Here is a 26,101-nt window from a genome sequence, read left to right on the forward strand (position 1 = left end):
AGTCAGCATATCGGTTTCGTCGGGTACACAGATGGTCGTTTCGTGATAATCGAAAGTTTTCATTACAGCACCCGTTAAAGCCCCTGTATGTATAGGGGAAATGCGAGAGTGTAGGTTAACTTATTGAATTATATGGTACGCCCTACAGGATTCGAACCTGTGACCTACGGCTTAGAAGGCCGTTGCTCTATCCAACTGAGCTAAGGGCGCGTTGTGAAAGGATATGGCGATCGTTGTAACAACAGTGGGCTGGATTATACCCACACGTCTCGGTGAGTCAACGGATTGGCGTTTGTTTTACGCCATATGGTGAATCCCTGTACAACCAGGATGGATGCCTCTCACTTGTTGTCCGTTTTTTATACTCTTCACGATTGCGAGCGCCATTCACGTTACACGGCGATGAGAATGAATATTTCATCTTTGTCTGCTGCACTTATTCAGTAATTCTTTGTATGTTCTATACGGGCGTGTTCGTTAGAACCTGCCATTGATATACTGCATTACTGGTATAATTTGACCAGTCAGGCGCGTCGTTGTTGTTTTGAAATCAGTTATGTCTGTCGAACTTGGGAACCTTTCAATTTATGCGTACTTTGCTATCTGCACTATTGCGTATTTTCCTGTTGGCGATACTTGGATTGTCTGTCGGATATGCGGCCGCAGCGGATTCAGATCCACAGTCAGCACAGGCCGAAGCGCCGGTAAAAATAAATGCTGATGCTGAACTGGTGAGTCTGCAAAAGCAGCTGGACAGTATTAAGCAGCAGGTGTCAAGCGCCGATAGCGACAGTAAATTTGGGGCATTGAATGATACTACGCAGCAATTGGTCAGCAGTGCGGACGATCTATCTGCGGCGGTTGCTCCATTGCGCGCGCAGCTACAGGCCCAACTGGATGTTTTAGGGCCGGCGCCTGAACCAGGCTCCAACATTAGTGAAACGAATGAGGTGACGCGAAAGCGCAACAGTCTGAATGCCCAGAAGGCAAAGATGGATGCGCAGATTGAACAGATTCAGGCTCTGCGTGCCGGTGCGGCCAACCTTTCCGCGCAGATTATTACGCTGCGGCGTAATGCGTTGAAAACGCAGCTGGCATTAAATTCCGGCAGTATTTTTGGCACGCGCTTTTGGTCGCCGATTGTGGCGCCACAGGCAGAAGATCTGCGCAAGCTCGGCGCATTCCAGACTCAGCTAAGCGATGCGTTTATGGCTTCCTGGCAGCCTGAATGGCGGTATGGTTCGGCTTTTTTTCTGTTGATTGCGGTCGTATTGGTTACCGCCGGCCGTCGTTATATGGAGAAATACTTGGCCTGGGCCGGGATCCATCTGCTGCCGGAAGGGCGTTTAAGACGAAGTTTTCTAGCGACGGCAAGCGTCATCTCTACTGTGCTGACTATCGGTATTGCCGCGAATTTACTGGATTTCACATTTACGCGCCATGGTGAATCGGTCGAACGGGTGGAAACGTTTTTCGGTACCTTGACGCAGATGTCTATTTTTTGTTCGATGATTGCCGGGCTGGGGAGTGCATTTCTCTCGAATCAGCGGCCTTCCTGGCGGCTGCCGGCAATCTCCAACCCGGTTGCCAAGGCGATGAACCCTTTCCCGGTGGTTGCCGCACTGCTCATTCTACTGTTTGGCATCATTGAGCAAGTAACGGCCACCGTGGGGACATCTGTATCGGCTACCATTATGGCGAACGGTTTATCCGCACTATGCCTGGCGCTGACCGTAGGCACCATCGCGCTGAAAAGCGATCAGGTTCGCCGCCAGATGGTGCACGAGGGGGTACAACCAGAAGCTCGCTCAACGTTGGCCGGAGTGGTTCATCTGGCCGTGTTGGCGACGTCGTTCTCTGTTTTGGTTTCGCTGGTGATTGGTTATATCTCGCTGGCTCGTTTCCTGACCTATGAAATGGTGTGGATTGGCATGGTTTTTTCGTGCCTTTACCTGTTCTCGACGTTTATTACTGATATTTGTGAAAGCGTTTTTTCTCCCAACAACGCCAGCGGACGGCGAATCAAAAACTCCCTCAACCTCGACGATCGGCATCTGGCGCAGGCAACGGCGTTGCTCTCCGCCTGCGGAAAGGTCTTTTTGATTTTGATGGCCGCAGTCGCTTTACTGAATGGCACCTTCGGCACAACAACGCCGCTGGAGCTGGTACAAAAGGCGATTGAATTATGGGGCGGCAAGGGTCTGGAAACCGTGAGCATAGTGCCGGCCCATTTAGTGAACGCGGTGCTTTTTCTGCTTATCGGGATATATGCCCTACGTTCTTCAAAACGTTGGCTGGAGGATGAGTTTCTTCCCAAAACGACGCTGGATCGGGGGATTCGGGCGTCGCTGGTGACGTTATTCAGCAATATTGGCTATATCCTGATTATTCTGCTGACGCTGGCTACGCTCGGTATCCAGTGGAATAAGCTGGCATGGATTGTCAGCGCGTTGTCGGTAGGTATCGGTTTTGGCTTGCAGGAAATCGTAAAAAACTTTATTTCCGGTTTGATTCTGCTGACCGAACGCCCGGTTAAGGTTGGCGATCTGGTGAATATCAGCGGCGTAGAAGGGGATATCCGGCGAATTAACGTGCGGGCGACGGAAATTCAGCTGGGCGACCGTTCCACGGTCATTGTGCCTAATTCGCAGTTTATCTCGCAGAATGTGCGCAATATTACCATGGGGAATGCGCTTGGGGTGGCGACGCTCGCGCTGACGTTTCCGCTGGATATCGATCCTGAAGAAGTCAGAACCATCCTGATGGACGCCTATACCGAACATGAATCGATTCTCGACTCGCCTGCGCCCTCCGTCACCTTTAGTCAGTTAACGCCAACGGGGATGGTGCTGAGCGTGACGGGCTATGTCAACAGTCCGCGTCTGGTTGCCGCAGCGAAAAGCGATCTGCTGTTTGATATTATCAGACGGTTAAGAGCATCCAATATTCCATTGGCGGTGCCGCAGAGGATGGTGTTGGAAAATCCAATGGCTGGCCTGCCTGAAAATATTGATGTCGAAGAGAAACCGTGATGTGCCCATAAGAAGCGGCGAGGCGGTGGAAAATATCCAGCGATAGCCATTTAAGGCACGGAAAGCCGTTATTGCATGTTATTCGCCTTTCGTTCGATAGTGTTGTGTTTGACGATGTAGCCGCATTCGGGAATAGGGCGATTGCCGCTGAGATATGAAGTAAAAAGGCTCCGGTGTGGGGGCCGGAGCCTTTTTAACCAAAGCGGTCTATTGTTATTTGACCTGCTGTTTCACCATTTCAATATAAATTTCTCTCAGGCGGCGAGCTACCGGGCCGGGTTTACCGTCGCCAATAGTTTTGCCATCAAGCGTGACCACGGGTAAAACAAAGGTCGTTGCCGAACTGATGAAAATTTCGCAGGCATGATAGGCTTCTTCCGGGGTGAAGAGACGTTCTTCCAGTTTGATATGATCGCTAGCCGCCAGTTTCAACAGCGATTGGCGGGTAATACCGTGCAGAATGTCGTTGCTTAACGGGCGCGTCACCACGGTTTTATCGTGCAGGACGATATAGCAGTTACAGGAACTGCCTTCGGTAACAAATCCATTTTCTACCATAAATGCATCATCGGCATGCTGGGCATGGGCGAACTCTTTCGCCAGGCAGGCGGCCAGCAGGCCGACCGTTTTAATATCCCGGCGATGCCAGCGAATGTCCGGGCAGGTTACGACATGCAGGCCGCTGTCCGCTTTAGGATTTTCCAGGACGGCACGGGCCTGGGTAAACAGCACCAGCGTGGGCTTCACCTCGGCCGAAGGAAAATGGAAATCGCGATCGCCCGCATTACCGCGGCTTAACTGCAGATAGATCGCGCCTTCTTTCAGGCCGTTTTTTTCGATCAGGGCATGATGGATATTTTTTAGTTCGGCCGGAGTAACAGGCAGCGTGAGCGACAATTCACGGCAGGAGCGCTGTAGGCGCGTCATATGGCCGTCAAACTCGGCCAGTTTGCCATTCACAACAGCCGTCACTTCATATACGGCATCGGCGAAGAGAAAGCCACGGTCAAATACCGAAACTCTTGCCTCGCTTTCCTGCACATATTGCCCATCAACATAAACAAGACGTTGCATTACAACACTCCTCAATAGTCGTTTAATGCAGCTTAACGCATTTTAGCCCCACAGCGCCGATTCTGACGCGTGTATTTGGCTGCCGTCATAACGCAGCCCGTTGGGGCGGTCACGCTGTAGTAACAGGGGACCATCCAGATCGACAACCTGCGCCCCTTGCGCCACGATAAAGGCCGGCGCCATTGACAGCGAGGTACTCACCATACAGCCGACCATGATCTGCATCCCTTGCGCCAATGCGCTGGCGCGCAGACGAAGAGCTTCTGTCAGACCGCCGCTTTTGTCCAGCTTGATATTGATCATGTCATAGCGCCCGGCGATGGCTGCAAGCGAATGGCTGTCATGACAGGACTCATCGGCGCATATCGGGATCGGGTGCGGCAGTTCGGCCAATACGGCATCTTTTCCGGCGGGAAGCGGCTGTTCGATCATCGCAACGCCTAACGCAGCCAGTTCCGGAACCAGTTTCAGGTAAAGTTCGGCATCCCATCCTTCATTGGCATCGACGATCAACCGTGCGGATGGCGCGCCTTTACGCACCGCCGCCACCCTGGCCAAATCGTCTTTATCCGCCAGTTTCAGCTTGAGCAACGGGCGGTTGGCGTTTTGCTGTGCGGCCTGCTGCATTCGTGCCGGCGTATCCAGCGACAAGGTATACGCCGTTTCCAAAACCTGTGGCGTCGGCAAGTTCAGACGCTGCCAGATCCGCTGATTATGCTGTTTGCATTCCAGATCCCAAAAGGCGCAGTCGAGAGCGTTACGCGCCGCACCTGCCGGCAGACGGGTTTGCAGGCGCTCGCGATCCAGACCATGACGGATATCGTCGCTTAGCGCGGCGATCTGCGTCATCACGCTTTCGATGGATTCCCCGTAACGCGCGTACGGCGTACACTCTCCATAGCCGGTTGCGTCACCGCAACGAAGCGCAACCACCACCACGTCTGCCTGACTTTTACTGCCGCGCGAAATGGTAAACGTACCCTGCAGCGGCCAACTTTCATGGAATAGTTCTATCTCGGTCATAGGCTGGCCAATTGGTCGACAAGACGGCCTACGCCCTGGCGGAACGGATCCACGACAGGCAGACCGAATTTTTTCTCAAGATCGGCCATTAGTTGTAATGCCTCTTTTTCACTGAGTGCCGCCGTATTGACGGAGATGCCGACAAAACGCGCTTTAGGATTGGTTAAATGTGCGACCGATAAATTCAAAGCCATGCAATCGGCGATATCGGGAATCGGGTAGTCAACGCCGCGCATGGTTTTACGGGTAGGCTCATGACACAGCACCAGCGCGTCTGGTTGCGCGCCATGAATAATCCCGGTGGTCACGCCGGCAAAAGACGGGTGGAACAGCGAACCCTGTCCTTCGATGACATCCCAGTGGTCTTCATCATTTGCGGGAGCGATGGTTTCAACCGCACCGGCGATAAAATCGGATACTACGGCATCAATACTTACGCCAGCGCCGCTAATCAGGATCCCGGTTTGGCCGGTAGCCCGAAAAGTCGCTTTGCCGCCTCGTGATAGAATTTCCTTTTCGATCGCCAGAGCGGTGTACATTTTACCGCAGGAACAATCGGTACCGACCGGCAGTAGGCGTTTACCCGCACGTTTGCGTCCGTTGGCGACCGGAAACGTTTGCGACGGATGGCGGACGTCGAAGAGCGACCGGCCGAGTTTAGCCGCCAGTTCGCGTAGTTCCGGCACGTCAGCCAGTCGATTATGTAAGCCGGCGGCCAGATCCATGCCGCTTTCCAGCGCTTCGCGCAATACGGCGATCCACTGTTCTGAAATGATCCCGCCACGGTTGGCGACGCCAATGACTAACGTTTGCGCGCCTGCTGCGCGGGCGGCGCTGATGTCCATATCCGGTAAATCGCAGTCGGCATGGCAGCCGCTCATACGATATTGACCAACACAGTATTCCGGGTGCCACTGTTTAATTCCGATAGCAACCTTTGCCGCTAACTGATCGTGTGCATCACCAAGGAATAATAAATAAGGTTTTTTGATATCCATTATTCATCCTCATAAGTACTAGAGCGTAAGTCATTAATAAAGTGGTTGGGATAAAACTTCACTGGCATAAACATAATCTGCCGATTGATAATAACTTCAGCAATATAATTGTCAATAACAACACTTATTAAGTGATAACCTCTGAGTTTTTCGCATTTCATTGAAATTAAATCCACATATTTGGTGATTTATTGAAATTAAATATTGTTGTTTGCTTTTATTTTCAAATGTTGCGGTTTTTTATAAATGGCGAAAGGCATTAAACGCGGAAAATATTTTATTTCATTGAATTTATTAAGTTTTATATTTTTATGTTTTTTGGTGTTATGCTCTAATTTGGTGAGTTGACTTATTATGGTGCCCCAAAATAATGCATTGCTATTTTTTGTTTTTTATTTGTTAATCAGAAATAGGTTTCATATTATCAATATCAATGATGCTAATGCTTTTACGGTTTACCAGAAGAATAGTTAATATGCCTGTTAGCGGCAATTCGTACGTAAGATTGCCGCCATTTCCCAGGCGGCCAACACGGGTTGACGTCGGCCGACCGGTATACCGTTATCGCAAGGCTGTTACGCCTCCGTCGGATTACTCGTTCCCCATACGGTCGAGCTGTTCATCCACAAAGGCTCTGGTCTCGTTCCCGTATGGCGTACGCATAGGGAGATTGGAGTGGCCTTCTTCGCTCTGGATGAATAGCGGACGTGCGTGGCTAAAACGTTTAAAGCCTTCTATACCGTGATAGGCGCCCGTGCCTGATGCCCCGACGCCGCCGAAGGGAATATCATGGACCAGAACATGGGATAGGGCGTCGTTTATCACCAGCGCGCCGGAGAGGGTATGCTCACGTAACTGGTCGATTTCAGCCCGATCGCGGCCGAAATAATAGGCGGCCAGCGGTCGCGGCATACGATTGATGGTATCGATGCATTCGTCATAGGTGGAATAGCCTTGTACGGGCAGAACCGGGCCGAAGATCTCTTCCCGCATCGCAAGCGCCGAATCTGGAACGTTCACTAATAGCGTAGGCGCCATTTTATGTTGTGCTTCACTGTCCAGGTTTTCATTGGCCGGGTTGAGCTCGAAGACCTCTGCGCCCAGACTGGCTGCTTCTTTGACAAGCCCGTGCAGGCGGTTGAATTCCTTCGCATTGATGATGGCGGTGTAATCCGGATTGTCCTTTAGCGTCGGATAGGATGATGCGATAAACGCCTGTGCATGTGCGACGAATTCCTCAATTTTATGTTGGGGCACCAAGACGTAATCCGGTGAAATACAGATCTGGCCGGCATTAAAGGTCTTCACCGTCAGAATCCGTTCGACAGCCTGACGCAGATCGCTGCTTTCAGAGATGATGACCGGTGATTTGCCGCCAAGCTCCAGCGTAACCGGGGTCAGATTTTCTGCCGCGGCTGACATGATCTGTTTACCGGTCGCCGTGCTGCCGGTAAACACCAAATGATCGAACGGCTGCGCGGAGAAGAAGGTTCCGGCGCTGCGGCCCTGTACCGTCGAGATCTCTTCCGGGGAAAAGTGTTCGGCAATCAGTTGGCAGAGCAGGGCGGAGCCGTTCGGCGTCGTGCTGGAGGGCTTGAGTACGGCGCTGTTGCCCGCGGCGATAACATCCGCCAGCGGCCCAAAGGTTAGCACCAGCGGGAAATTCCACGGACTGATGATGCCGACGACGCCAAGCGGGCGGTAGTCGATAGAGGCCTGGGTATCAGGAAAAGGCGAGACGCGCGTTTCGCTTTCCATCCAGGCGGTTAAATGGTCATGAGCGTGTTGCAGCGCGGCAACCGATCCCAGTATATCGGAAATCAGGGTATTCATCGGGCTTCTGAAACCAAAGTCCTTGCTGTAAGCCGCTGCGAAAGCCTCTTTGTTCTGCTTTAGCAGGCGGATCGCGCGCAGCAGACGATCCTGCCGTTCCGCGGCGGAAGGGGGGAAACTGCGATTATGCTTTTTGAGCGACGCCAGTAACTGAGTAAAATCCTCATACGATGCCGAGCGGTTATTCACGATTAGCGCTGCTGGTGGTGTTTGATTTGCCATGATGATCGCCTCTTATCAATATTCAGGGTTATTCACGATAATAAAGGGACAAGCCTGTTCGGTGAAGTCTTATCCAGCCTGCTCCCCTATCGTCATGACCATGCGGAAACGGGCTTCGCTACGCATCATTTTCACGTATCCTTCCGCCGCCTGTTCCAGGGTTATCGTCTCGATTTTGGCACGGATATTTTGCGGCAGGTTGAAGTTGAGCATAGTCTCGAATTCGCTTGGCGATCCGGTGACCATACCTTAGGTTAAGCCGGCAAAACCCTATTCCACCGTAAATGCATCGGTGTGGCAGATCTCACAGGCTTCGACGGTTTATGTGTAAGGAAATATCTATTTTTATAAGCGCGTTTTCACGGCATATTATTTCCCTCAATACGTGCAATGGCGGATGAACACGATGGAAGCGGCTATCGGCGCGCTGCGGCACGCCATCCGCCGCCAAGCGATGGCGCAAAATGTGACGGGGTTATCCGATCCGCGCGCCGGAAAAAATTTATGCGGCGTTGTCTCGACAGATTCCCGAATCTGGGATAGTTTGGGTCACGGGTTCGTAAACCGAACCCAGGCGTCGCTCGGACGGTCCGGGCGCTTACGTTACTTCGAGGATGTTATGGCTGATTCTACTTCTTCGCGCCACTTTACGCGCATCGATCGTCTTCCCCCCTATGTCTTTAATATTACTTCTGAATTGAAAATGGCCGCCCGTCACCGTGGTGAAGACATTATCGATTTCAGCATGGGTAACCCGGATGGCCCAACGCCGCCGCATATCGTAGAAAAACTGTGTACGGTGGCCCAGCGTGAAGATACGCACGGTTACTCGACATCCCGAGGGATCCCGCGTTTGCGCCGGGCGATTTCGCGCTGGTATGCCGATCGCTATCAGGTGGAGATCGATCCGGAAAGCGAAGCGATCGTTACGATTGGATCCAAAGAGGGGCTGGCGCATTTGATGCTGGCAACGTTGGATCATGGCGATACCGTACTGGTGCCGAACCCAAGTTATCCGATTCACATATATGGCGCGGTGATCGCCGGAGCCCAGGTTCGCTCTGTGCCGCTGGTTGAAGGCGTGGATTTCTTTAATGAACTGGAACGGGCGATCTGCGAAAGTATTCCTAAACCGAAAATGATGATCCTGGGTTTCCCATCCAACCCTACGGCGCAGTGCGTCGAACTGGATTTCTTTGAACGGGTGGTCGCTCTGGCGAAACAATACGGCGTGCTGGTGGTTCACGATCTGGCGTATGCCGATATTGTTTATGATGGCTGGAAAGCGCCGTCGATTCTGCAGGTGCCCGGCGCCAAGGATATTGCGGTCGAGTTTTTCACGCTGTCGAAAAGCTACAATATGGCCGGTTGGCGGATTGGATTCATGGTGGGAAATCCGGAACTGGTCAGCGCGCTGGCGCGTATCAAAAGCTATCACGACTACGGTACCTTTACGCCGCTTCAGGTAGCGGCGATTGCCGCGCTGGAGGGCGATCAGCAGTGCGTGCTGGATATTGCGGAGCAATATCGCCAGCGCCGCAACGTACTGGTTCGCGGGTTGCACGAAGCCGGCTGGATGGTGGATGAGCCGAAAGCGTCAATGTATGTCTGGGCTAAAATTCCGGATGCCTATGCCCATTTGGGATCGCTGGAGTTCGCCAAGCGCCTGCTGTCTGACGCGAAAGTGTGCGTGTCGCCGGGGATCGGGTTTGGCGATTATGGCGATACGCATGTGCGTTTCGCGCTGATTGAAAATCAGGATCGTATCCGTCAAGCCGTTCGTGGTATTAAATCGATGTTCCGTGCGGATGGTATTTTGCCGCCGTCGAAATCTTCCGCGGGTAAGGCTTCCGCTGTCTAAGTCGTTGTTCCAACATAAATGAAAAACGGGCTGAAAGAGACGCTGCTTTCAACCCGTTTCTGACGCCTGAATCGGCTGATTTGTGATTTGCTGCACGGCTTTCGCTTATGTGTGCATCTACATCTTTGCCCGAATACTTGGTGTTTCCCTGTCGGACAAATAATGGGTTACTCAACCATCAACATAAAAGTACTCATCCAAACAACCAGACAGAATGAGATACCCATAAAAAAATACTTCACCGATATATTCTCCAGAAGAAAACACGCCAGCAACGATCCCGATTGTGCGTTTTATTATGGAAGGGAAAACGCTGTACCGTTTGCACTGCGCAATCGGATAAACGTTTTCCCCATTGTCATCACCAGGGCTCACACCAGTTATGACGGGATCGGCGCTCAATCTACGCCGAGTGAGGGGCATAATTCAAGTGGTCTTCGATACTATATTTATAGAAATAGCATTAAAAAGCGTTCGCTGCGTTCAGGCGTCGTGATGTAAAAGTCAATGTACGGCAAGGCGGCGCTGAAATAGAATTTGTTTTAGGCTGTCCGTTGATGATGCAACACGCAAGGATTACAGAAAACACAATGAAATCTAACGATATTTATCAGCAACTGCGCGCGCTGTTGGATCAACGGCAGGCGCGTTACCGGGTGGTGACGCATGCCAGCGCGGGGCGTTCCGAAGAAGTGGCGAAACTCAGGGGAACCCAACTCGGCCAAGGGGCGAAGGCCTTGGTGTGTCATGTAAAAGGCAATGGCGTGCGTCAGCATGTTCTGGCGGTTTTACCTGCGGACCAACAGGCGGACTTATCGCGTCTGGCTAAAGGTATTGGCGGGAGTCGCGCTTCGCTTGCCAGCCCGCAGGAAGTGGATGATTTGACTCACTGTGTGTTCGGCGCCATTCCGCCGTTCAGCTTCCATTCGGCGCTATTACTGGTAGCCGATCCGCTCCTGTTTACCCGTTTTGATGAACTGGCATTCAACGCGGGTTCGCTTGAATGCTCGGTGATTCTGAATACGCAAGATTATCAACGTATCGCACAACCGCGTTTACTGCCTTTCATTCGTCAGCCGGAAGCGTGAGGCGAGTTTACCTTGGAGCCTGGCGCATATTATCCCGGTCGGAGTGACGTCTGGAAACACGGCCGCTCCTTGATATTTTCATCCCCGCACGTCATGTAAATCGGGCAATAGCGATCATCTCTGTTATTATGGCCGCAAATCACGCGCCGGTTCGCTGAATCGGCGTCGCCTTTCTTATGTTGCCTTTGGTAATAAGAGTAATCATTGTGAGCACAACCTCTTTTTCTTCCCTCCCGCTGCCGACCGAGCAGTTATCCAACCTTGACGAACTGGGCTATACCGCCATGACGCCGGTACAGGCCGCGACGTTGCCCGCGATTCTGGGCGGCGCCGATGTTCGCGCCAAAGCGAAAACCGGAAGTGGCAAAACGGCCGCGTTTGGTATCGGTTTGCTCAATCATATTGTGGTCGGGGAATTCACTACCCAGGCGCTGGTGCTGTGTCCGACGCGGGAACTGGCCGATCAGGTGAGCAAAGAGCTGCGCCGTTTGGCGCGTTTTACGCAGAATATCAAGATCCTTACCCTGTGCGGCGGTCAGCCGCTGGGGCATCAGATCGACTCCTTGGTTCATGCGCCGCATATTGTGGTTGGCACGCCAGGGCGGATTCAGGATCACCTGCGCAGACAGTCGCTATCGCTGGATGCCCTGAAAGTGCTGGTGCTGGATGAAGCCGATCGCATGCTGGATATGGGATTCAGTGAAGCAATTGACGATGTGATCGGTTATACGCCGTCTCAGCGTCAGACGTTGCTATTTTCCGCTACCTATCCGACTGAAATTGAAAAAATCAGCGCGCGTGTGCAGCGTCAGCCATTAAATGTTGAAGTCTCCGATAACGATGATCAACCTGTTATTGAACAGCGTTTTTATGAAACCAGCAAAGAGCAGCGCCTGCCGTTGCTGATTTCCCTATTAAGCCACCACCAGCCCGCGTCCTGTGTGGTGTTTTGTAACACCAAGCGGGATTGCCAAAGCGTTTTTGACGAATTGGACGCGCGTGGCATAAGCGTACTGGCGCTGCACGGCGATTTGGAGCAACGCGATCGCGATCAGGTGCTGGTGCGTTTCGCTAACCATAGCTGCCGCGTGCTGGTCGCCACGGATGTCGCGGCCCGAGGACTGGATATTAAAGATCTGGAATTGGTGGTGAATTTTGAGCTGGCTTTCGATCCCGAAGTGCATGTTCACCGTATCGGCCGAACCGGCCGCGCGGGTATGGAAGGGCTTGCCGTCAGTCTGTGTACGCCGCAGGAAATGAGCCGAGCCCATCTGTTGGAAGATTATCTGGGGATGCGTATTAACTGGGCGTCGGCGGCCGGGCTTGGCCGGAGTGAAGTGGCCTCGCTGGAGCCGGAAATGATGACGCTGTGTATTGATGGCGGCCGCAAAGCCAAAATCCGTCCGGGTGATATTCTCGGCGCGCTAACGGGAGAGGCCGGTTTAACGGCGGCGGAAGTCGGTAAAATCGATATGTTCCCGGTTCATGCCTATGTCGCTATTCGTAAAGCCAGCGCGAAGCGGGCGCTCAAACAGCTACAGCAGGGAAAAATCAAAGGGAAGAACTGTAAAGTAAGACTGTTGAAGTAAATGTTGCACAATACCGTTCAGGATCCGGTAGGCCTGAACGGGTGTCCGCTATCATCCCATCATCCCATCATCCCATCGCCCCGAAGCGCAAATCGATATTTCGCCCAGTAAGAGGAAACAGCAAGAATACTAACGCATTGACTCTAAGCGGCTAAAACGGTAAAAAAATTGAATAGGTTGATAATGATTTTCTGAGATGGCGCCCATCCTGGGCGGTTTTCGGCGCAGATGGCGCACATCCAAGGGTCAGAACGGATAAACGCGGAAGGTCAATGCCGTAGCCACGTGAAAAAGATAGGTGAATAATAATACTGATACAAATTAGATGTTGTGTGGTAGGCTGGGAAAAACCGGCTTTTAGGCGGGGCACCATGGGAATCGGCCTATTACGCTTGAGGGGAGGGAAGGCGCTGGCATAAATTATTATTTAAAGAGATCAAGGACAAGCAAGGTATTCACAAGAGTAACTTGTGCTGCCTATTAAACCACGCACGATAGGTGTGTTATTATTTGATTGTGTTTAAAAAACATCCGTTTTATTAAGCTGGAATAATAATTTAGCGTCTTTTAATTTGTTTATTTATTATTTTATTCCAAATAGGTATTGTAAATATAATAACGCGTCGCTTTAACGTTGCATTTTCTTTCTGCCATAACAATAACTTCTTTCAGATAATGGGTTGTAGACCTTATTTTTAGTGGTATAAAAGGGAGAGGGATATGAGCATTCTACTATATTAATTATCATTTATTTTCTAAGTGACTATATTTTATGGGTTTATTTGGGAAATAAAACGGCAGTCATATGAATCTTCAGGAGCAGGTTTGACCACGCTTTCCTGCCTCAGGCCGAATCAAGCGCTATTTAGTCAAGCGAATAACGTGGGAGTCTAATAGGGAAAGGAGATAAAAAATAGTCCCTTACCCGATTAATAATAGATGGAAGCTCCAGATTTTTTCTTCTTTGAACGTTCGTGCTCTTTTTGTTTTTTTTGCTGCAATATATTTCACTCTCAAATACACAAACATTTGTAACGGATGAAGAGTTTTGGCTGATGATATCTCGGACCAGAGTAACTGAGGAATTAGACGAACAAGCACCGGAGGGAAAAGGTTCTGTTCCCCTGTATCGTCGGCAAGGTTGGCACCGTTCGATTTTAGGGCGAGTGACGTTATTCCTTCTCATCGGTATTCTTTTTTCATATGGCGTAGGCGCGGTGGCGGGGTGGTTTATCGTCGATAAAAACTCGCAGGAACAGTGGCGACGCCAGGCTGACACCAATGCCCACATCATGAGTTATCTCGTCCGAAGCATATATACGTCGGTCGTTGCCCGTATGGATGAAGCCGGGCTGGTCACGGGCATCGTGACGGAAAATTTTCTGGGCGATGACGAGTCTATTCTGCAAACCGGGTTTAATCCTGTCGATGTCCTTTCCCTGATTGCCATGCAGACCAATAATCGCGTTTGGCTGTTCCACTATCGTGAAAAAGAGGGATTTGCCAGTATCACGGATGCAAGCGGCAATCGCGGGGGTGACGTTCTGAAACTGGAGGATCGCGAACTGGCCGCGCCGGATGCGCTGATGAGCACTTTCGCTGGTTTTGTCCGTATTGAGGGTAAAACCTATTTTGCCAGTGTTCTGCCTATTCTGACGCCGACAGGGAAGTTGCTTGGCGCCGTGGTGAGCAGTATCGGCGAAAAGCATGAGCTTTACCGTATCCACGATACCTTGCTACGCAATTCGCTTATCGGACTATGGGTTGTGTTGCTGGTGACGGGGGTGATTATCAGTCTGCTCATGCGGCAATTTTTTCACTCGGTACCGACGCTGATTCAGGCTCTGACACGCATTGCGCATGGCGATACCGCTAATGTTACGCCGCTCCAGCAAAGAAATGATGAAATCGGCCATTTGGCCTTCGCCATCGAAAAACTGCGGCAGGCCATGGTGGAACGAGAGCACCTGCAACAGATCAAAGATACCGCGCGAAAAATGGAATACATGGCTCACCACGATCATCTGACCGGCCTTCCCAATCGTACTTTTTTCAGTGGGGCGTTGGAAAATTCAATCGCCATGCTGAAATCTAAAAACGCGCATTTTAATTTGATGCTGCTCGATCTCGATTATTTCAAAAGCGTCAACGATACCTACGGTCACCCGGTGGGGGATGCGCTGCTGATTAATGTCAGCGAGCGAATTTCCTTATTGATCGGTAATGAGGATATTGTTGCCCGGCTGGGAGGGGATGAGTTCGCGCTGATCCAACAGGTTAAGGGAAAACCAATACAGGAGGCGCGACAGTTGGCGGAGAAAGTGATCTCGGCAATATCGGCGCCTTTTTACTGTCAAGGGTATGAGTTTTGCGTTGGGATCAGCATCGGTATCGCCAGTGCGCCGCTGCATGGCGAGACATCGCATAGCCTGATGAAGAATGCGGATGTGGCGCTTTACGCGTCTAAAAGCGCCGGTCGAAATAATTATCACTATTTTGAATATGGGATGGTCATGCCGAGTTCGGTTCAGGATATCAAAGAACTGGATATTGAAGGCGCGATGTCCCGCAAGGAGTTTGAACTTTATTATCAGCCGCTGATAAGACTGTCGGACAATGCCATTGTCGGTTATGAGGCGTTGGTTCGCTGGCGTCATGACGCCCGGGAATTGCTGATGCCGGATATGTTTATTACGCTGGCGGAGAAAACCGGGCTGATTATTAAACTGGGCGAGTGGGTTATCCAGCAGGCTTGCGCCGATGCCATGCTGCATTTTTCCGAACATCAATGCGTTTCGGTGAATATATCGGGTATTCAGATTCACCATCCCGGACTAACCGATACTCTGGCCGATGCGCTGGAGAAAAGCGGATTGCCCGCTTCGCGTATTGAGCTTGAGATAACGGAATCTATTTTGCTGGATCGTCGAAGCGCGTTACCCGTGTTGCAGCAGATACAATCCATGGGAATTTCTATTGCGCTGGATGATTTGGGTACCGGCTATTCATCGCTGGACTGCCTTGCCGATTTTCCTTTCTCCCGGGTCAAGCTGGACAAGGGGTTGGTCGCCGACCTGGAAGAGAGCGAATCGAAGCGCGTTATTGTGAGCGGCATCATCAGCTTGGTGAATCAACTGGGAATGGAATGCGTTGCGGAAGGTGTTGAAACCGAACGGCAATTGGATCTGTTACGTGATGCAGGGTGTCAATATGCACAGGGTCACCAAATAGGTGAAGCGCTACCGGTAACAGCAATAATAGGTTGAACTATGCGGTATTTATTGAATGGCTTGCAAAACCGAATAAATGGATATGCACGGATAACCTATAAGGTCGCGTCACGCATTTTCAATCGCGCATATCACGCTTGTCAGGCAAGCTCCAGGCGAGGCGTTATCATTGCCATTATGCTGTCATTGCCGTTGCAGTCGGCGTTTGCTATCGAACCAATGGATGACGCGCTGACAAGAATCGCCCAGAGCAAAACGATCAAAATAGGCCACCGGGTTGATGAGCCGCCGTTTTCCTACTCGGTGGACGGTCACGCTGTCGGTTATTCGGTCGATCTCTGCCTGCGTGTGGTGGAGGGAATAAAAAGGTATCTGAATAGGGATGATATACAGATTATTTTTATCCCGGTGACAACGGCGACGCGTTTTCTCCTTATCCGTAATCACGGGATCGATCTGGAGTGCGCCGCAACGACGAATAATCGCGAAAGACGGAAAATGGCCGAATTTACCTATCCCCATTTTGTCACCTCGACTCGCTTTGTTGCGTTGAAGCGTACCGGCATCAAAAAAATTGCCGATTTGGCGGGACGCAGCGTCTCGGCGAGCAGCGGCACGGTCAACTTTGAGCAGTTGAACGCAGCGAACACGCGCATGAAGCTTAATATTTCCGTGGTACTGAAAAAACTGAATAAAGACGCCTTTGAACTGGTGGCGAATGGCAGCGTCTCGGCCTTCGTCATGGATGATATTCTGTTGGCGGGGCTGGTGGCTTCTTCCGCCAATCCATCCGATTTCGTTCTTTCAGAAGACTATTTAAGCCGTCCTGAACCCTATGGCATTCTGATGCCGCCGGGAGAGCCGATCTTCAAACAGGTCGTGAATGCGGAACTGCGTCATATTTTCGCCCAGGGTGAAATAAATGCCATTTATGACAAATGGTTTCTTTCCCCGATCCCGCCGGATGGCGTCAATCTTCGCTTCCCCATGCCGGAAAGCCTTAAGGCGGTTCTGGCGCAGCCGGAAGAGTACCTCGACTAAAGGAGAGATGGATGATGTCCGGATATCACAAACGTTTGCGTCATTTTCTTATTGTCTTGTTTATTGTCGGGGTTACGGGAAGCGATTTGTCGCGGGCGTCCGGAATGAGTTCCACGCTTGATCGGATCCGTCAGACCGGGACCATCCGCATTGGCTATGGCGATGAACCGCCGTTTTCCTATGTCGGCCCGGAGGACAGGGTGGTTGGTTATTCGATCGATTTATGCAAACGTATCTCTGAGGCGCTCAGAATAAGACTTGGAATGGACAAACTCGACATCGAGTATGTGTTTCGGACACCGGCCAATCGAATACAGCAGGTCAGTAATGGCGCTATCGATATTGAATGTGTGACCAGTACCAACTCGTCAGAGGAACGGCGCCGCAATGTGGCATTCTCTCTCAGCTACTTTATGGTGGGCACCCGCTACGTTTCCTTGCGTAAAAACAATTTGCATACGCTGGAGAGCCTGCGAGGCCGGAGCATCAGCATTGTCCTAGGGACGATCAATGCCAGTCAAATCAATCGGATCAACCGGGAAATGAAGCTGAATCTTTCCGCCGTGGTCACGGATACCATACAGAAAGCCTTTGATATGGTTAGCCAGGAGCAGGTTTCCGCCTTTGCTATGGACGATATATTGCTGCGAGCCATGATCGCCCGCACGCCCAACCCGCAGGATTACGATATATCCGATGAAGTCATCGACGACGACGCGAAATACGGCTTTATGATGCGCCGCGACGATGAAGAGTTCCACCATGCGGTTAACGACGCGCTGCGACAGATTTACGCCAGCGATGAGATCTATGAGATTTACGATCGCTGGTTTACTAAGCCGCTTCCCGGTATTCAGATCAACCTCAATTATCCATTGAGTGAAAAATTGAGGCGGGTTTTTTTGACGGCCGACACCGTCGGTGCGGAATAAACGCCATCCCCGGTGATACGCAGAAAGCGACCGTTACCAGCGGTATTCGTATCGGTACGCCGGCTATTACCACGCGGGGATTTGGCGAAAAGGAGTCGCGCCTGTTGGCTAATCTGATTGCTGATTCGCTCGATGCTCCGCAGGATGAGGCCGTGCAGGTATGCGTTCGCGATGCGGCTCTGGCATTGTGCGGTCAATTCCCGGTATATGGCGGCGACAGTTAAAAAAGCGCGTTGCCTCTTTGCCTTGCATAATGACGACCGGCCCAACGCAACGTTGTCAATGGGTTGACACGAGGTTGATGACAAACCTTCCCAAACCCGTCATTCCCGCGTAGGCGGGAATCAGCCAATGGCTGTTTACGGTTTCAGCAGGAGATTCCCGCCTACTACTGCGGGAATGACAGCGCTGGGGCTGTGAAGGATAGCAGAGATATATTAGGGGCTTTGTCAATGGGTTGACACCCGCTTAGAGCGGGTGTTTTCATGGCATCGGGGGCTAACGGGTTTGCTGTGTCTTCTCGTTTAATGTTTACGGCTTCAGCTTAGGGTCGTTGTTGATTCAAACCTGCTTACTTTTAAGTACGCCAGCGGCGGACAAATGATTTTGGGGCGGCGTCGACGATAAAGGCGCGGTTTTTATTTTACGGAGTTTGCGCGGTTTGATCTCGCGTTCGTTGTACAGTTTTAGCGCAATAACCACCACGGCCAGTAACATGGTAATGCCATTGGCCGTCATTACCGGAATGTCCTGTATATTAAACCCGTAAGCGGTCCAGCAGGAAACCCCGAAGAACAAGGACGCATACATGCCCAGCGAGATACCGGTGGTATCTTTATTACGAATAATGTGAACCACCTGCAAAAAGAAAGAACCGGTGGTTACCCATGCCGCCAGTGTTCCCAACGCGATCGGCCAGCGATAAAGAACCCCTATCGACAGTGCCGCGGCGATAAATGTTCCCGACACAATCATCAAATGCTTTTTCATGTTATTCCCCCTTTAAGGCATGGAAGGTGGTTTCAACCTCATCAACAGCCGCGCGCAAATGGTCGGTAAAGTTTTTTTGACGACGAACCATGCCGAATAATGCGGATTGGTCAGCAAATGCGGCCAGCGGGTCATCCGCGGTGAAAATACTTTCCACATCAATGCTGTCAATCGCGCGATCTTCGTAACTGAACGGCAACGCGTTATTGTGATACCGCTGCAGAAACAGAAAAAACAGCGCGGGTAAACGCAGCGTTGCCTGCGGCGTGTTCCCCTGGCGGTAACAATCCTTCAGGGTTGGAACGATAAAACCATGTAACTTGGCGATGCTATCGGATGACACGCGAGCGACGGTATCGCGAACCCAACGATTACCAAAACGCGCGAGCACGCTGTCGCATTCAGCCGGCAGATCGAGATCGATGCCTCGCTGTTGCAGCGCCGGGCCGACATCTTGCAGGACGTAATCGCGGATCCAGTCCGTCACGTATTGAGGCAGGCTTTCATCGATATAGCGTTTACCCTGCAATGCTCCGGCCCAGGCGATGCCGCTGTGGCTGGCATTGAGCAGGCGAATTTTAGCTTCTTCGACCGGCGTAACGTCGTCAACAAATTCGACGCCAACCTGTTCCAGCGCGGGGCGTTTACCGGCAAAGCGATCTTCAATCACCCAGCGGGCAAAACTTTCGCAAGACAAGGGCGCGGCATCACCGGTAATGCCTTGCTGCGCTATGCGTTCATAAAGCGAATCGTCAAATTTCGGCGTGATGCGATCGACCATGCTGTTTGGCGCGGCCGTTTGCTCCGCCATCCAGTCAATCAGATCCGAACGTTGTTTCGCCGCCAGAAATTCACGCATACCCTGAGAGAAACTGTCGCCGTTCTGGCTCAGGTTATCGCAGCAGAGCAGGGTGACCGGGCCGCTTTTTTGCCGTTGGCGAGCGGTCAGAATCAGCGTCAGCGCTCCATATAAAGTATTTATTTCACCTTCATCGCGAAGGTCGGCCTTTATGGCGGGATGAGATAAATCAAGGTGACCGTCGTCATCCAGGAAGTATCCGCCTTCGGTAACGGTGAAAGAAATAATTTCAGTGCTTGGGGCTGCCCCTACGGCGACGGTTGAAGCGAGACGGCTATCCCACAGCAGGATCTGATCGACTGCGTCAATGGTTTCATAGCTGCGCTCTCCTTCAGGAGAGATTGTTTCGAGTGTATAGAGGCCGTTCTGGGATTTGAGCTGTTGCAGTGTTTTTTGAGTGGAGCTATTGCGGATGTTGGATAACGCCATATGCCAATGGTTGTCACCCTGTCGTCGCAATTGATTGAGATACCAGGCCTGATGCGCCCGGAAAAATGCGCCTGCACCAAGGTGCAGCCAAGTTGAAGTATTTTTTGTCGGTATAGGCAAACTTTATCCTTACTCCATTGGAGATTATTTATCCACTGTTAAGGTTAACATTTTTTTTGTGATAATAAAAATATAATGATTATTAATAAGTTAGTAATCTAACAGTCGGTTTTTAAACATGTTTTGAAGAATAAATGACCTATACTTCCACAAAGAGTGCGTTTTTTAGCCGGATACACTGCGTTGTCGATTCAATGGCATAGGCGTTTAGATAACAAATTGATTTTAAACATATAGTTTTGTTTTTCTATGCGCTGAGCGCGATTTCGCCCGCCACGGACATGGCGCCGGGAGACAATGGGTAACGGTGAGGGTAAATGGGAATATTTAGCGATTCCAGCTATGATGGTTTTCTGGAACGCAGGCTTGTCCTTGCCGCTAACATAATATGGATCAATGGGGAACAACACTTTGGCTGGAGCAAGTTTATTGACGCTTCTGGATGATATCGCCACGCTGCTGGATGATATTTCCGTCATGGGGAAAATGGCCGTTAAGAAGACAGCCGGTGTCTTGGGGGATGACTTATCACTGAACGCCCAACAGGTAAGCGGCGTTAAAGCAAACCGCGAATTACCCGTTGTTTGGCGTGTTGCAAAAGGTTCCTTGCTCAATAAGGTGTTTCTGGTGCCGGTAGCACTGCTTATCAGCGCATTTATTCCTTGGGCGATTACGCCTTTACTGATGGTTGGCGGCGCCTACCTGTGTTACGAAGGCGTGGAGAAAGTGATGCATACGCTGCGTCACGGTAAGGAGGAGAAAACGCCGGAGGCCCGACAACAGCGATTGCTGGCGGCGGCTCAGGCTGACGCATCCTCTTATGAGAACGATAAAGTAAAAGGCGCGATTCGTACTGACTTCATTCTCTCCGCGGAGATTGTCGCCATTACGCTGGGTATTGTGTCCAATGCGCCGCTGCTTAATCAGGTTGTGGTGTTGGCTGGCGTTGCGCTTCTGGTCACCGTTGGCGTGTACGGTATTGTGGCCGGCATTGTTAAGCTCGACGATGTGGGCATGTGGCTGGAACAGCAGGCTTCTGCTATTGCCAAAAAGATAGGGGCCGGGCTGCTGGTGCTGGCGCCTTTACTGATGAAATTTCTCTCCGTTGTCGGTACGTTGGCGATGTTTTTAGTGGGTGGCGGTATCGTGGTGCACGGCGTGCCGCTGCTACATCATACGGTTAGCGATTTCGATGCGCGATTCGGCGGCTTTACCGCCGTGCTGATCGCCAATCTGGCAAATCTGGTGATTGGCTTTATCGTCGGCGCTATCGTGTTGTTGGTGGTGAGTTTGATTTCCCGTTTACGGAGCAAGAAATAAAAACGCTTTCTGACCTGACTTCCTACGGAATTTGGCGATTCTGATGAGCGTAGTTAACTAAAAGGGGGATAGAATGAGGCCGGATATTACCAAAGAAGAAATCTCACAGCTCAATGATGATGTTAATCTGCTGAAACAGAACGGTTTTCTTGATGACGAAGTCTATGACGCTTTACGCATACTTGAGTTGAGGCGCCAGACGGGAAAGATGGAGTTTATCAAGCGGGCGTTGTTTGAGAAAAAAACGGATAAAGCGTGATACCGTCGGATACGTCCGAGTGAGTAGTAACGCCTGTACGATGTGCTTTGTGGGCACCATTTCTTCTTATACAGCGAAGGAAATGCCCACAATGCCGCTTTTGTCACCATGGAAGCGGCGCGGTATCTCTCATGTACATAAACACACCGGTCAATAGGGCGACAATGGCAATAAATATAACCGTAAGCCTCAAAGCGCTTCCTCTTCCTTAAATCATGTTTGGCTAATCAGCCAGAATGGCTGCCTAAACCCTCTTACGGCGACAATGATAAAAGCGATCGCCGGTTTACTCATCGTTGTTACGTTAGGGCCGGCATCGAACTCAACCAATGTTAACGGCGGGTGATCAATGAGCCCTGCATTGAATAACAATGCAGGGCATGAGGATAAAATAAAGATCGCAAATGGTCTACCGGCATCTATCGCAACGGGTTATTGATATGGAATAAACAACAGAGTTTAACGTTTGCGTGTTTAGGCGAGGGGAGTTAAGAACCTATAATCAACGTGTTTATTGCCGATTGTTTTTTTCACGGTATACGGGGTTGCGAATGGACGATGAAACACTGGGTGGCTAATGCAAGATGAAAATGAGACTTGAAGTAATTAACGCCGAATCGTCTCTCAATGTTTCTGACTGTTGGGGCGCCGCTGGCTTTATTCGTCACCTGGTTTGGGGAAAATTACATCACGCTGGTGGAATAAACCGCCATGTAATTATTCTTAATTTTCAGTCAAACGGACCAAGAGATCTGGTTGCGATTGACGCTATATACTACGCTGTATTTCCCCTGTATGTCAGATTAAATAGAGAGTAAGAGTGTTATGAAATCAATCAGAGGCGTAGTGAATATCATTGGTTTGGCAACCCTTATGATGACAGGCTACGTTCAGGCTGCAAGTTTACAGGACTCGCTTTCCAGTGCTATCGGTCAATTGGGGCAGAATAATTCTTCGTCTGGAAGTCTGAGTGGGTTAACGGGTTTGCTCAATGGCGGCAATGAAACGCTGAGCGCTGGCAACATGAATAACGCGGCAGGGATCCTGCAATATTGTGTGCAACAAAAATTGGTTTCGACAACCAGTACGGAAAACGTTAAAAACCAATTGTTGGATAAGCTGGGTCTGACTTCTCAGCAGGAGCAACAACAACAGACCGATTATACTCAAGGGTTGGCCGGCCTGCTGAATACCAGCGACGGCAAACAGTTGAATCTGAATAGTATCGGGAATACGCCGTTGGCTGAAAAAGTTAAAACTAAAGCCTGTGATCTGGTATTAAAACAGGGTGTGAATTTTATTTCCTGATCATTTTCCTCTTTAAGGTTTAAGGGCCAATTGATTGGCCCTTCTGCTTTTATATCCGCTGGTTCTATCGCGTAAGAATCAGATCTCAAACTCTTCCAGCGTCTTGCCGCTTTCAAGCGCGGCCGTAATGGCTTTTGGCGTACGGCCTTGACCCGTCCAGGTTTTTTCATCGCCATTCTCATCAATATATTTGTATTTGGCGGGACGAGGCGCACGTTTCGCTTTATTTGCTTTAGGTTTTATACCGTCTAATAGTTCAGCCGGATCGATACCATCTTCCAGTAGCTTGGCGCGTAAGGCTTCGATTTTTGCCTGACGTTCAGCCTGCTCTTGTTGGATCTTGGATTCTTCTTCACGGCGATCTTCAACAATAGCGGTAAGTTTTTCCAGTATTTCTTCCAGGGTTTCCAAAGAGATCTCGCGGGCCTGGGCTCGTAATATACGAATATTGTTTAGTACTTTGAAGGCTTCAGTCATTTGTTTCCATCCTGATGGTTGAAGAGACATAAATAGCATACAAGATATTTTATGATAAAACGAAGGTGTTATGCCGATATATACATAAAATTTTATGATAACAGAAATCTGCTCCTTCCCTCTACAGGGTTATACTTTGCACGGGCGTCTTGCCGAGAATGATTTCAGAAAATCCGACGGTGATATGAAGACGCCGGTAAGAGGAAGCAGCGGGTATAGCCAACGGGGGAAATATATCCTCAGGTGTGCCTGATTGTAAATGTTTATCGGTTGGCGATTTTATCAATCCAAAGCCTTTTTGATGTCGAATGGTTTTATATTTTACGTGCTGGATTATTTCATTGATTCATTTTTTTAACGTATATTAAATATTTTAAAAATAAATGTCTGATATGTAAAATATAACAATCGTTACCTTTACTTCCGTTCTGAGAGTCTCAGTCTATATGCAATTTATCTATAGATAGTTTTTTTTCTCAGTTGCCAATGTTATATCGATATGTTTTTTTATGACCTCTTTGTTTAATTCTCTGCTGAAAGATTGGACGCGCGCCACCTTGATGGTGATTCCGCCGACATATATCAGTCAGGACGTTGATACTGCCACGGATGCCGGGACAGAGATATTTATACCCGTCGTCTTTCAAGTTGCAGGCGCGTTGGCTGTTCTTATTACTCGGCTCATTTCGGAGCCTCTCCCGTAAAGGGCCAACGTTTGTGTTGCTCAACACGACAACGTTTTGTTCTGCATCTCGAAATCTATTGGGTATATCAGACTAATTCGTACCCAAATTAACGTGATAAAGGTTAACGATGAAGGATAATGAATCTTTTCGGCAGTTTATCGAACGGCTGAGAAATGAGGATGAACTCATTGATTTCAGGCAGCCGATAGATATTCGCCATATTGCGACATTGGTCGATCAGTCCGATAAAGCCATCATGTTTCATGATGTCATCGGCTACGATATCCCTGTTGTCTCCGGTATTATTCGTTCCCAGAAACGCGTCATCATGTCGATGGGGTGCAATGCCTATTCGGAGATTGAGGCAAAGCTCAAAAAAGCGATTGATAACCCAATCCCGCCGAAACAGGTAGATACGTCGCCAATAGAGGAAGTGTTCCTTGAAGGGGACGGTATCGATCTGTATAAACTGCCGATTCCCATGAGTTCGATCTATGACGGCGGCCCGATGATCACTGCGGGCGTGGTGATTGCCCGCGATCCGGAGTTCGGCCTTAATTCAGGCATTTACCGCTTTATCGTCAAAGAAAAAAATCTTACCGGTATCGATCTCGTTACCCCAAACAACATGCGGCTTTTCGCACAGCGTGCGTTTGAGGCCGGCAAACCCTGTCCCATTTCCATTTCGATAGGTACGCATCCTTATGAAATTATGGGATCGGGTTTTCGTGCGCCGTTAGGCGTCGACGAAATGGCGATTGCGGGCGGGCTGCGCAACGCGCCTGTCGCGCTTGCGCCGGGTCGTTTGATCGATGTTCCCTGCATCGCGGACGCGGAAATCGTCATTGAAGCGGAAATCCTGCCAACGGGATGGATCTACCCTGAAGGTCGTTTTGGCGAGTTTACCCGGCTGATGGGCGGCCTTCACTGGAATCCGATCGTGCGGGTAAAAGCGATCCGCAGACGCAAAGACGCCATCTATTATGCGCTGCACATGCCGTGGGAGAATACCTGGCTTGCCGCGCCTACGCGTTACACCCAAATCCGCCAGGCGCTGAAAACCGCAGGTGTGGCGGTCAAGGATATCAACGTAACGTTAGGCGGGTGCGCATTCTGGCACGCCGTTATTTCCATCAGAAAGCAGGCGGGGGAGGGGAAAAACGCCTTACTTGCCGCGCTCTCGGTCATGGATCTTAAACATGTTGTCGTGGTTGATGATGATATTGATGTCTTTAATCCGGTGGATGTCGAATGGGCAATCGCCACTCGCGTTCAGGCTGACAAAGATCTTGTCGTCATCAGCGGCGCAAGAGGTAAACCGCTTGATCCCAGCCTGCCGGTGATGCCGCCCGGCGTGGTGCCGACGACGGCAAAACTGGGCATCGACGCGACCATTTCCGAGGGGATCCCGAAAGAACGATTCGAACGCATCGCTTACGCCTATGCTGATAGCGCGCTGTTACAGGCGTATATCGCAGGAAAAGCGGACGCGAGCGGCGCTACGGCGGACGATACGGATATTGACGCCGTAGCCGATGAGATCATGGCGGTGATTCAAATAGCGCCGCGTTTTTACACCGAAATAGCGGATACCTTCTCGCAATATAATTTCGAAACCATTGCTCGCGCGTTGGGCAAATTGCATAGCATGGAACGGCTTTGGCAGGATTCACGCGGGAGGATGTGCGAGCGAGGTTCAAAATTTGCCGTCCAGTTTCCGCAGTAAACAC

General features: G+C 50.5%; 20 protein-coding genes and 1 tRNA gene. 11 read left to right on the forward strand and 10 right to left on the reverse strand.

The annotated features are described in order from the left end of the window. Positions 1 to 133 precede the first annotated feature (133 nt). Positions 134 to 210, reverse strand: a tRNA-Arg gene (locus ACN28R_RS02835). 377 nt (positions 211 to 587) lie between these two features. On the opposite strand from ACN28R_RS02835, the gene ACN28R_RS02840 reads away from it, so the two are divergent. Further along, on the forward strand, positions 588 to 3,032 hold the full coding sequence (locus tag ACN28R_RS02840) for a DUF3772 domain-containing protein (RefSeq protein ID WP_095833526.1): 2,445 nt from the start codon (positions 588 to 590) through the stop codon (positions 3,030 to 3,032). Positions 3,033 to 3,245: 213 nt separating this feature from the next. Here the strand turns inward: ACN28R_RS02840 and ACN28R_RS02845 are convergent, their stop codons facing one another. From ACN28R_RS02845 to ACN28R_RS02865, 5 genes are all read right to left on the reverse strand, one after another. After that, positions 3,246 to 4,106 (reverse strand): D-amino-acid transaminase, encoded by an 861-nt coding sequence (locus ACN28R_RS02845; RefSeq protein ID WP_095833527.1) that lies wholly within the window; start codon positions 4,104 to 4,106, stop codon positions 3,246 to 3,248. Positions 4,107 to 4,148: 42 nt separating this feature from the next. After that, positions 4,149 to 5,129, reverse strand: coding sequence for an N-acetyl-D-Glu racemase DgcA (gene dgcA, locus ACN28R_RS02850; RefSeq protein ID WP_095833528.1), 981 nt, complete (start codon positions 5,127 to 5,129; stop codon positions 4,149 to 4,151). After that, the gene (gene dgcN, locus ACN28R_RS02855) at positions 5,126 to 6,127 is read right to left on the reverse strand and encodes an N-acetyltransferase DgcN (protein ID WP_048638037.1); all 1,002 of its coding nucleotides are present in this window, start codon (positions 6,125 to 6,127) and stop codon (positions 5,126 to 5,128) included. The genes dgcA and dgcN overlap by 4 nt, the downstream gene beginning before the upstream one ends. Before the next feature lie 591 nt (positions 6,128 to 6,718). Continuing rightward, positions 6,719 to 8,182: a coniferyl aldehyde dehydrogenase gene (locus tag ACN28R_RS02860; protein WP_095833529.1), complete on the reverse strand. Its 1,464-nt coding sequence runs from the start codon at positions 8,180 to 8,182 to the stop codon at positions 6,719 to 6,721. A gap of 69 nt (positions 8,183 to 8,251) precedes the next feature. Then, positions 8,252 to 8,395, reverse strand: coding sequence for a hypothetical protein (locus ACN28R_RS02865; RefSeq protein ID WP_183096828.1), 144 nt, complete (start codon positions 8,393 to 8,395; stop codon positions 8,252 to 8,254). Positions 8,396 to 8,801: 406 nt separating this feature from the next. On the opposite strand from ACN28R_RS02865, the gene alaC reads away from it, so the two are divergent. Continuing rightward, positions 8,802 to 10,043, forward strand: a complete 1,242-nt coding sequence (gene alaC, locus ACN28R_RS02870; RefSeq protein WP_095835705.1) for an alanine transaminase — start codon at positions 8,802 to 8,804, stop codon at positions 10,041 to 10,043. Between the two features lie 167 nt (positions 10,044 to 10,210). On the opposite strand, the gene ACN28R_RS02875 is transcribed toward alaC, so the two are convergent. Further along, positions 10,211 to 10,270, reverse strand: a complete 60-nt coding sequence (locus ACN28R_RS02875) for a membrane protein YpdK (RefSeq protein ID WP_349874647.1) — start codon at positions 10,268 to 10,270, stop codon at positions 10,211 to 10,213. Positions 10,271 to 10,633: 363 nt separating this feature from the next. On the opposite strand from ACN28R_RS02875, the gene ACN28R_RS02880 reads away from it, so the two are divergent. The 5 genes from ACN28R_RS02880 to ACN28R_RS02900 all read left to right on the forward strand — a co-directional run bounded on the left by ACN28R_RS02880 (position 10,634) and on the right by ACN28R_RS02900 (position 17,923). After that, positions 10,634 to 11,131: a YbaK/prolyl-tRNA synthetase associated domain-containing protein gene (locus ACN28R_RS02880; RefSeq protein WP_082153040.1), complete on the forward strand. Its 498-nt coding sequence runs from the start codon at positions 10,634 to 10,636 to the stop codon at positions 11,129 to 11,131. Positions 11,132 to 11,337: 206 nt separating this feature from the next. Beyond that, positions 11,338 to 12,720 (forward strand): ATP-dependent RNA helicase DbpA, encoded by a 1,383-nt coding sequence (gene dbpA, locus ACN28R_RS02885; protein WP_095833530.1) that lies wholly within the window; start codon positions 11,338 to 11,340, stop codon positions 12,718 to 12,720. Between the two features lie 1,055 nt (positions 12,721 to 13,775). Beyond that, positions 13,776 to 15,986, forward strand: a complete 2,211-nt coding sequence (locus tag ACN28R_RS02890; protein WP_145957955.1) for a bifunctional diguanylate cyclase/phosphodiesterase — start codon at positions 13,776 to 13,778, stop codon at positions 15,984 to 15,986. A 141-nt stretch (positions 15,987 to 16,127) separates the two neighbouring features. Continuing rightward, positions 16,128 to 16,991 carry an amino acid ABC transporter substrate-binding protein gene (locus ACN28R_RS02895; protein WP_048638040.1) on the forward strand — a complete coding sequence of 288 codons (864 nt, stop codon included), beginning with the start codon at positions 16,128 to 16,130 and terminating at the stop codon, positions 16,989 to 16,991. An 11-nt stretch (positions 16,992 to 17,002) separates the two neighbouring features. After that, on the forward strand, positions 17,003 to 17,923 hold the full coding sequence (locus ACN28R_RS02900; RefSeq protein ID WP_220701137.1) for an amino acid ABC transporter substrate-binding protein: 921 nt from the start codon (positions 17,003 to 17,005) through the stop codon (positions 17,921 to 17,923). A gap of 561 nt (positions 17,924 to 18,484) precedes the next feature. On the opposite strand, the gene ACN28R_RS02905 is transcribed toward ACN28R_RS02900, so the two are convergent. Beyond that, positions 18,485 to 18,913 carry a SemiSWEET family sugar transporter gene (locus tag ACN28R_RS02905; RefSeq protein ID WP_095833532.1) on the reverse strand — a complete coding sequence of 143 codons (429 nt, stop codon included), beginning with the start codon at positions 18,911 to 18,913 and terminating at the stop codon, positions 18,485 to 18,487. Position 18,914: 1 nt separating this feature from the next. Then, entirely contained in the window at positions 18,915 to 20,321 is a 1,407-nt protein-coding gene (dalD, locus tag ACN28R_RS02910; protein ID WP_095833533.1) for a D-arabinitol 4-dehydrogenase, read from the reverse strand. Positions 20,322 to 20,732: 411 nt separating this feature from the next. Between dalD and ACN28R_RS02915 the strand changes: the two genes are divergently transcribed. The 3 genes from ACN28R_RS02915 (at position 20,733) to ACN28R_RS02925 (ending at position 23,208) form a co-directional block, all read left to right on the forward strand. Further along, complete coding sequence (locus tag ACN28R_RS02915) at positions 20,733 to 21,641, forward strand: DUF808 family protein (RefSeq protein WP_048639849.1); 909 nt, start codon at positions 20,733 to 20,735, stop codon at positions 21,639 to 21,641. A 73-nt stretch (positions 21,642 to 21,714) separates the two neighbouring features. After that, on the forward strand, positions 21,715 to 21,900 hold the full coding sequence (locus ACN28R_RS02920) for a hypothetical protein (RefSeq protein WP_048638042.1): 186 nt from the start codon (positions 21,715 to 21,717) through the stop codon (positions 21,898 to 21,900). An 825-nt stretch (positions 21,901 to 22,725) separates the two neighbouring features. Further along, on the forward strand, positions 22,726 to 23,208 hold the full coding sequence (locus ACN28R_RS02925) for a YjjA family protein (protein ID WP_048638043.1): 483 nt from the start codon (positions 22,726 to 22,728) through the stop codon (positions 23,206 to 23,208). Between the two features lie 78 nt (positions 23,209 to 23,286). Here the strand turns inward: ACN28R_RS02925 and ACN28R_RS02930 are convergent, their stop codons facing one another. After that, a complete protein-coding gene (locus ACN28R_RS02930; protein WP_095833534.1) occupies positions 23,287 to 23,685 on the reverse strand; it encodes an H-NS family histone-like protein in 399 nt (132 codons plus the stop codon). Between the two features lie 813 nt (positions 23,686 to 24,498). On the opposite strand from ACN28R_RS02930, the gene ACN28R_RS02935 reads away from it, so the two are divergent. Continuing rightward, complete coding sequence (locus tag ACN28R_RS02935) at positions 24,499 to 26,097, forward strand: UbiD family decarboxylase (RefSeq protein WP_095833535.1); 1,599 nt, start codon at positions 24,499 to 24,501, stop codon at positions 26,095 to 26,097. The last annotated feature ends 4 nt before the right edge of the window (positions 26,098 to 26,101 follow it).

The sequence above is a fragment of the Brenneria goodwinii genome, assembly GCF_002291445.1.
Classification (GTDB): Bacteria; Pseudomonadota; Gammaproteobacteria; order Enterobacterales; family Enterobacteriaceae; genus Brenneria; species Brenneria goodwinii.

What these genes read in the sequence shown, in the direction of transcription:
- ACN28R_RS02840 (WP_095833526.1), top strand. Translation starts at nt 588, where the DNA reads ATGCGTACTTTGCTATCTGCACTATTGCGTATTTTCCTGTTGGCGATA.
- ACN28R_RS02845 (WP_095833527.1), bottom strand. Translation starts at nt 4,106, where the DNA reads ATGCAACGTCTTGTTTATGTTGATGGGCAATATGTGCAGGAAAGCGAG.
- dgcA (WP_095833528.1), bottom strand. Translation starts at nt 5,129, where the DNA reads ATGACCGAGATAGAACTATTCCATGAAAGTTGGCCGCTGCAGGGTACG.
- dgcN (WP_048638037.1), bottom strand. Translation starts at nt 6,127, where the DNA reads ATGGATATCAAAAAACCTTATTTATTATTCCTTGGTGATGCACACGAT.
- ACN28R_RS02860 (WP_095833529.1), bottom strand. Translation starts at nt 8,182, where the DNA reads ATGGCAAATCAAACACCACCAGCAGCGCTAATCGTGAATAACCGCTCG.
- ACN28R_RS02865 (WP_183096828.1), bottom strand. Translation starts at nt 8,395, where the DNA reads ATGCTCAACTTCAACCTGCCGCAAAATATCCGTGCCAAAATCGAGACG.
- alaC (WP_095835705.1), top strand. Translation starts at nt 8,802, where the DNA reads ATGGCTGATTCTACTTCTTCGCGCCACTTTACGCGCATCGATCGTCTT.
- ACN28R_RS02880 (WP_082153040.1), top strand. Translation starts at nt 10,634, where the DNA reads ATGAAATCTAACGATATTTATCAGCAACTGCGCGCGCTGTTGGATCAA.
- ACN28R_RS02890 (WP_145957955.1), top strand. Translation starts at nt 13,776, where the DNA reads ATGATATCTCGGACCAGAGTAACTGAGGAATTAGACGAACAAGCACCG.
- ACN28R_RS02895 (WP_048638040.1), top strand. Translation starts at nt 16,128, where the DNA reads ATGCTGTCATTGCCGTTGCAGTCGGCGTTTGCTATCGAACCAATGGAT.
- ACN28R_RS02900 (WP_220701137.1), top strand. Translation starts at nt 17,003, where the DNA reads ATGATGTCCGGATATCACAAACGTTTGCGTCATTTTCTTATTGTCTTG.
- ACN28R_RS02905 (WP_095833532.1), bottom strand. Translation starts at nt 18,913, where the DNA reads ATGAAAAAGCATTTGATGATTGTGTCGGGAACATTTATCGCCGCGGCA.
- ACN28R_RS02920 (WP_048638042.1), top strand. Translation starts at nt 21,715, where the DNA reads ATGAGGCCGGATATTACCAAAGAAGAAATCTCACAGCTCAATGATGAT.
- ACN28R_RS02925 (WP_048638043.1), top strand. Translation starts at nt 22,726, where the DNA reads ATGAAATCAATCAGAGGCGTAGTGAATATCATTGGTTTGGCAACCCTT.
- ACN28R_RS02930 (WP_095833534.1), bottom strand. Translation starts at nt 23,685, where the DNA reads ATGACTGAAGCCTTCAAAGTACTAAACAATATTCGTATATTACGAGCC.
- ACN28R_RS02935 (WP_095833535.1), top strand. Translation starts at nt 24,499, where the DNA reads ATGAAGGATAATGAATCTTTTCGGCAGTTTATCGAACGGCTGAGAAAT.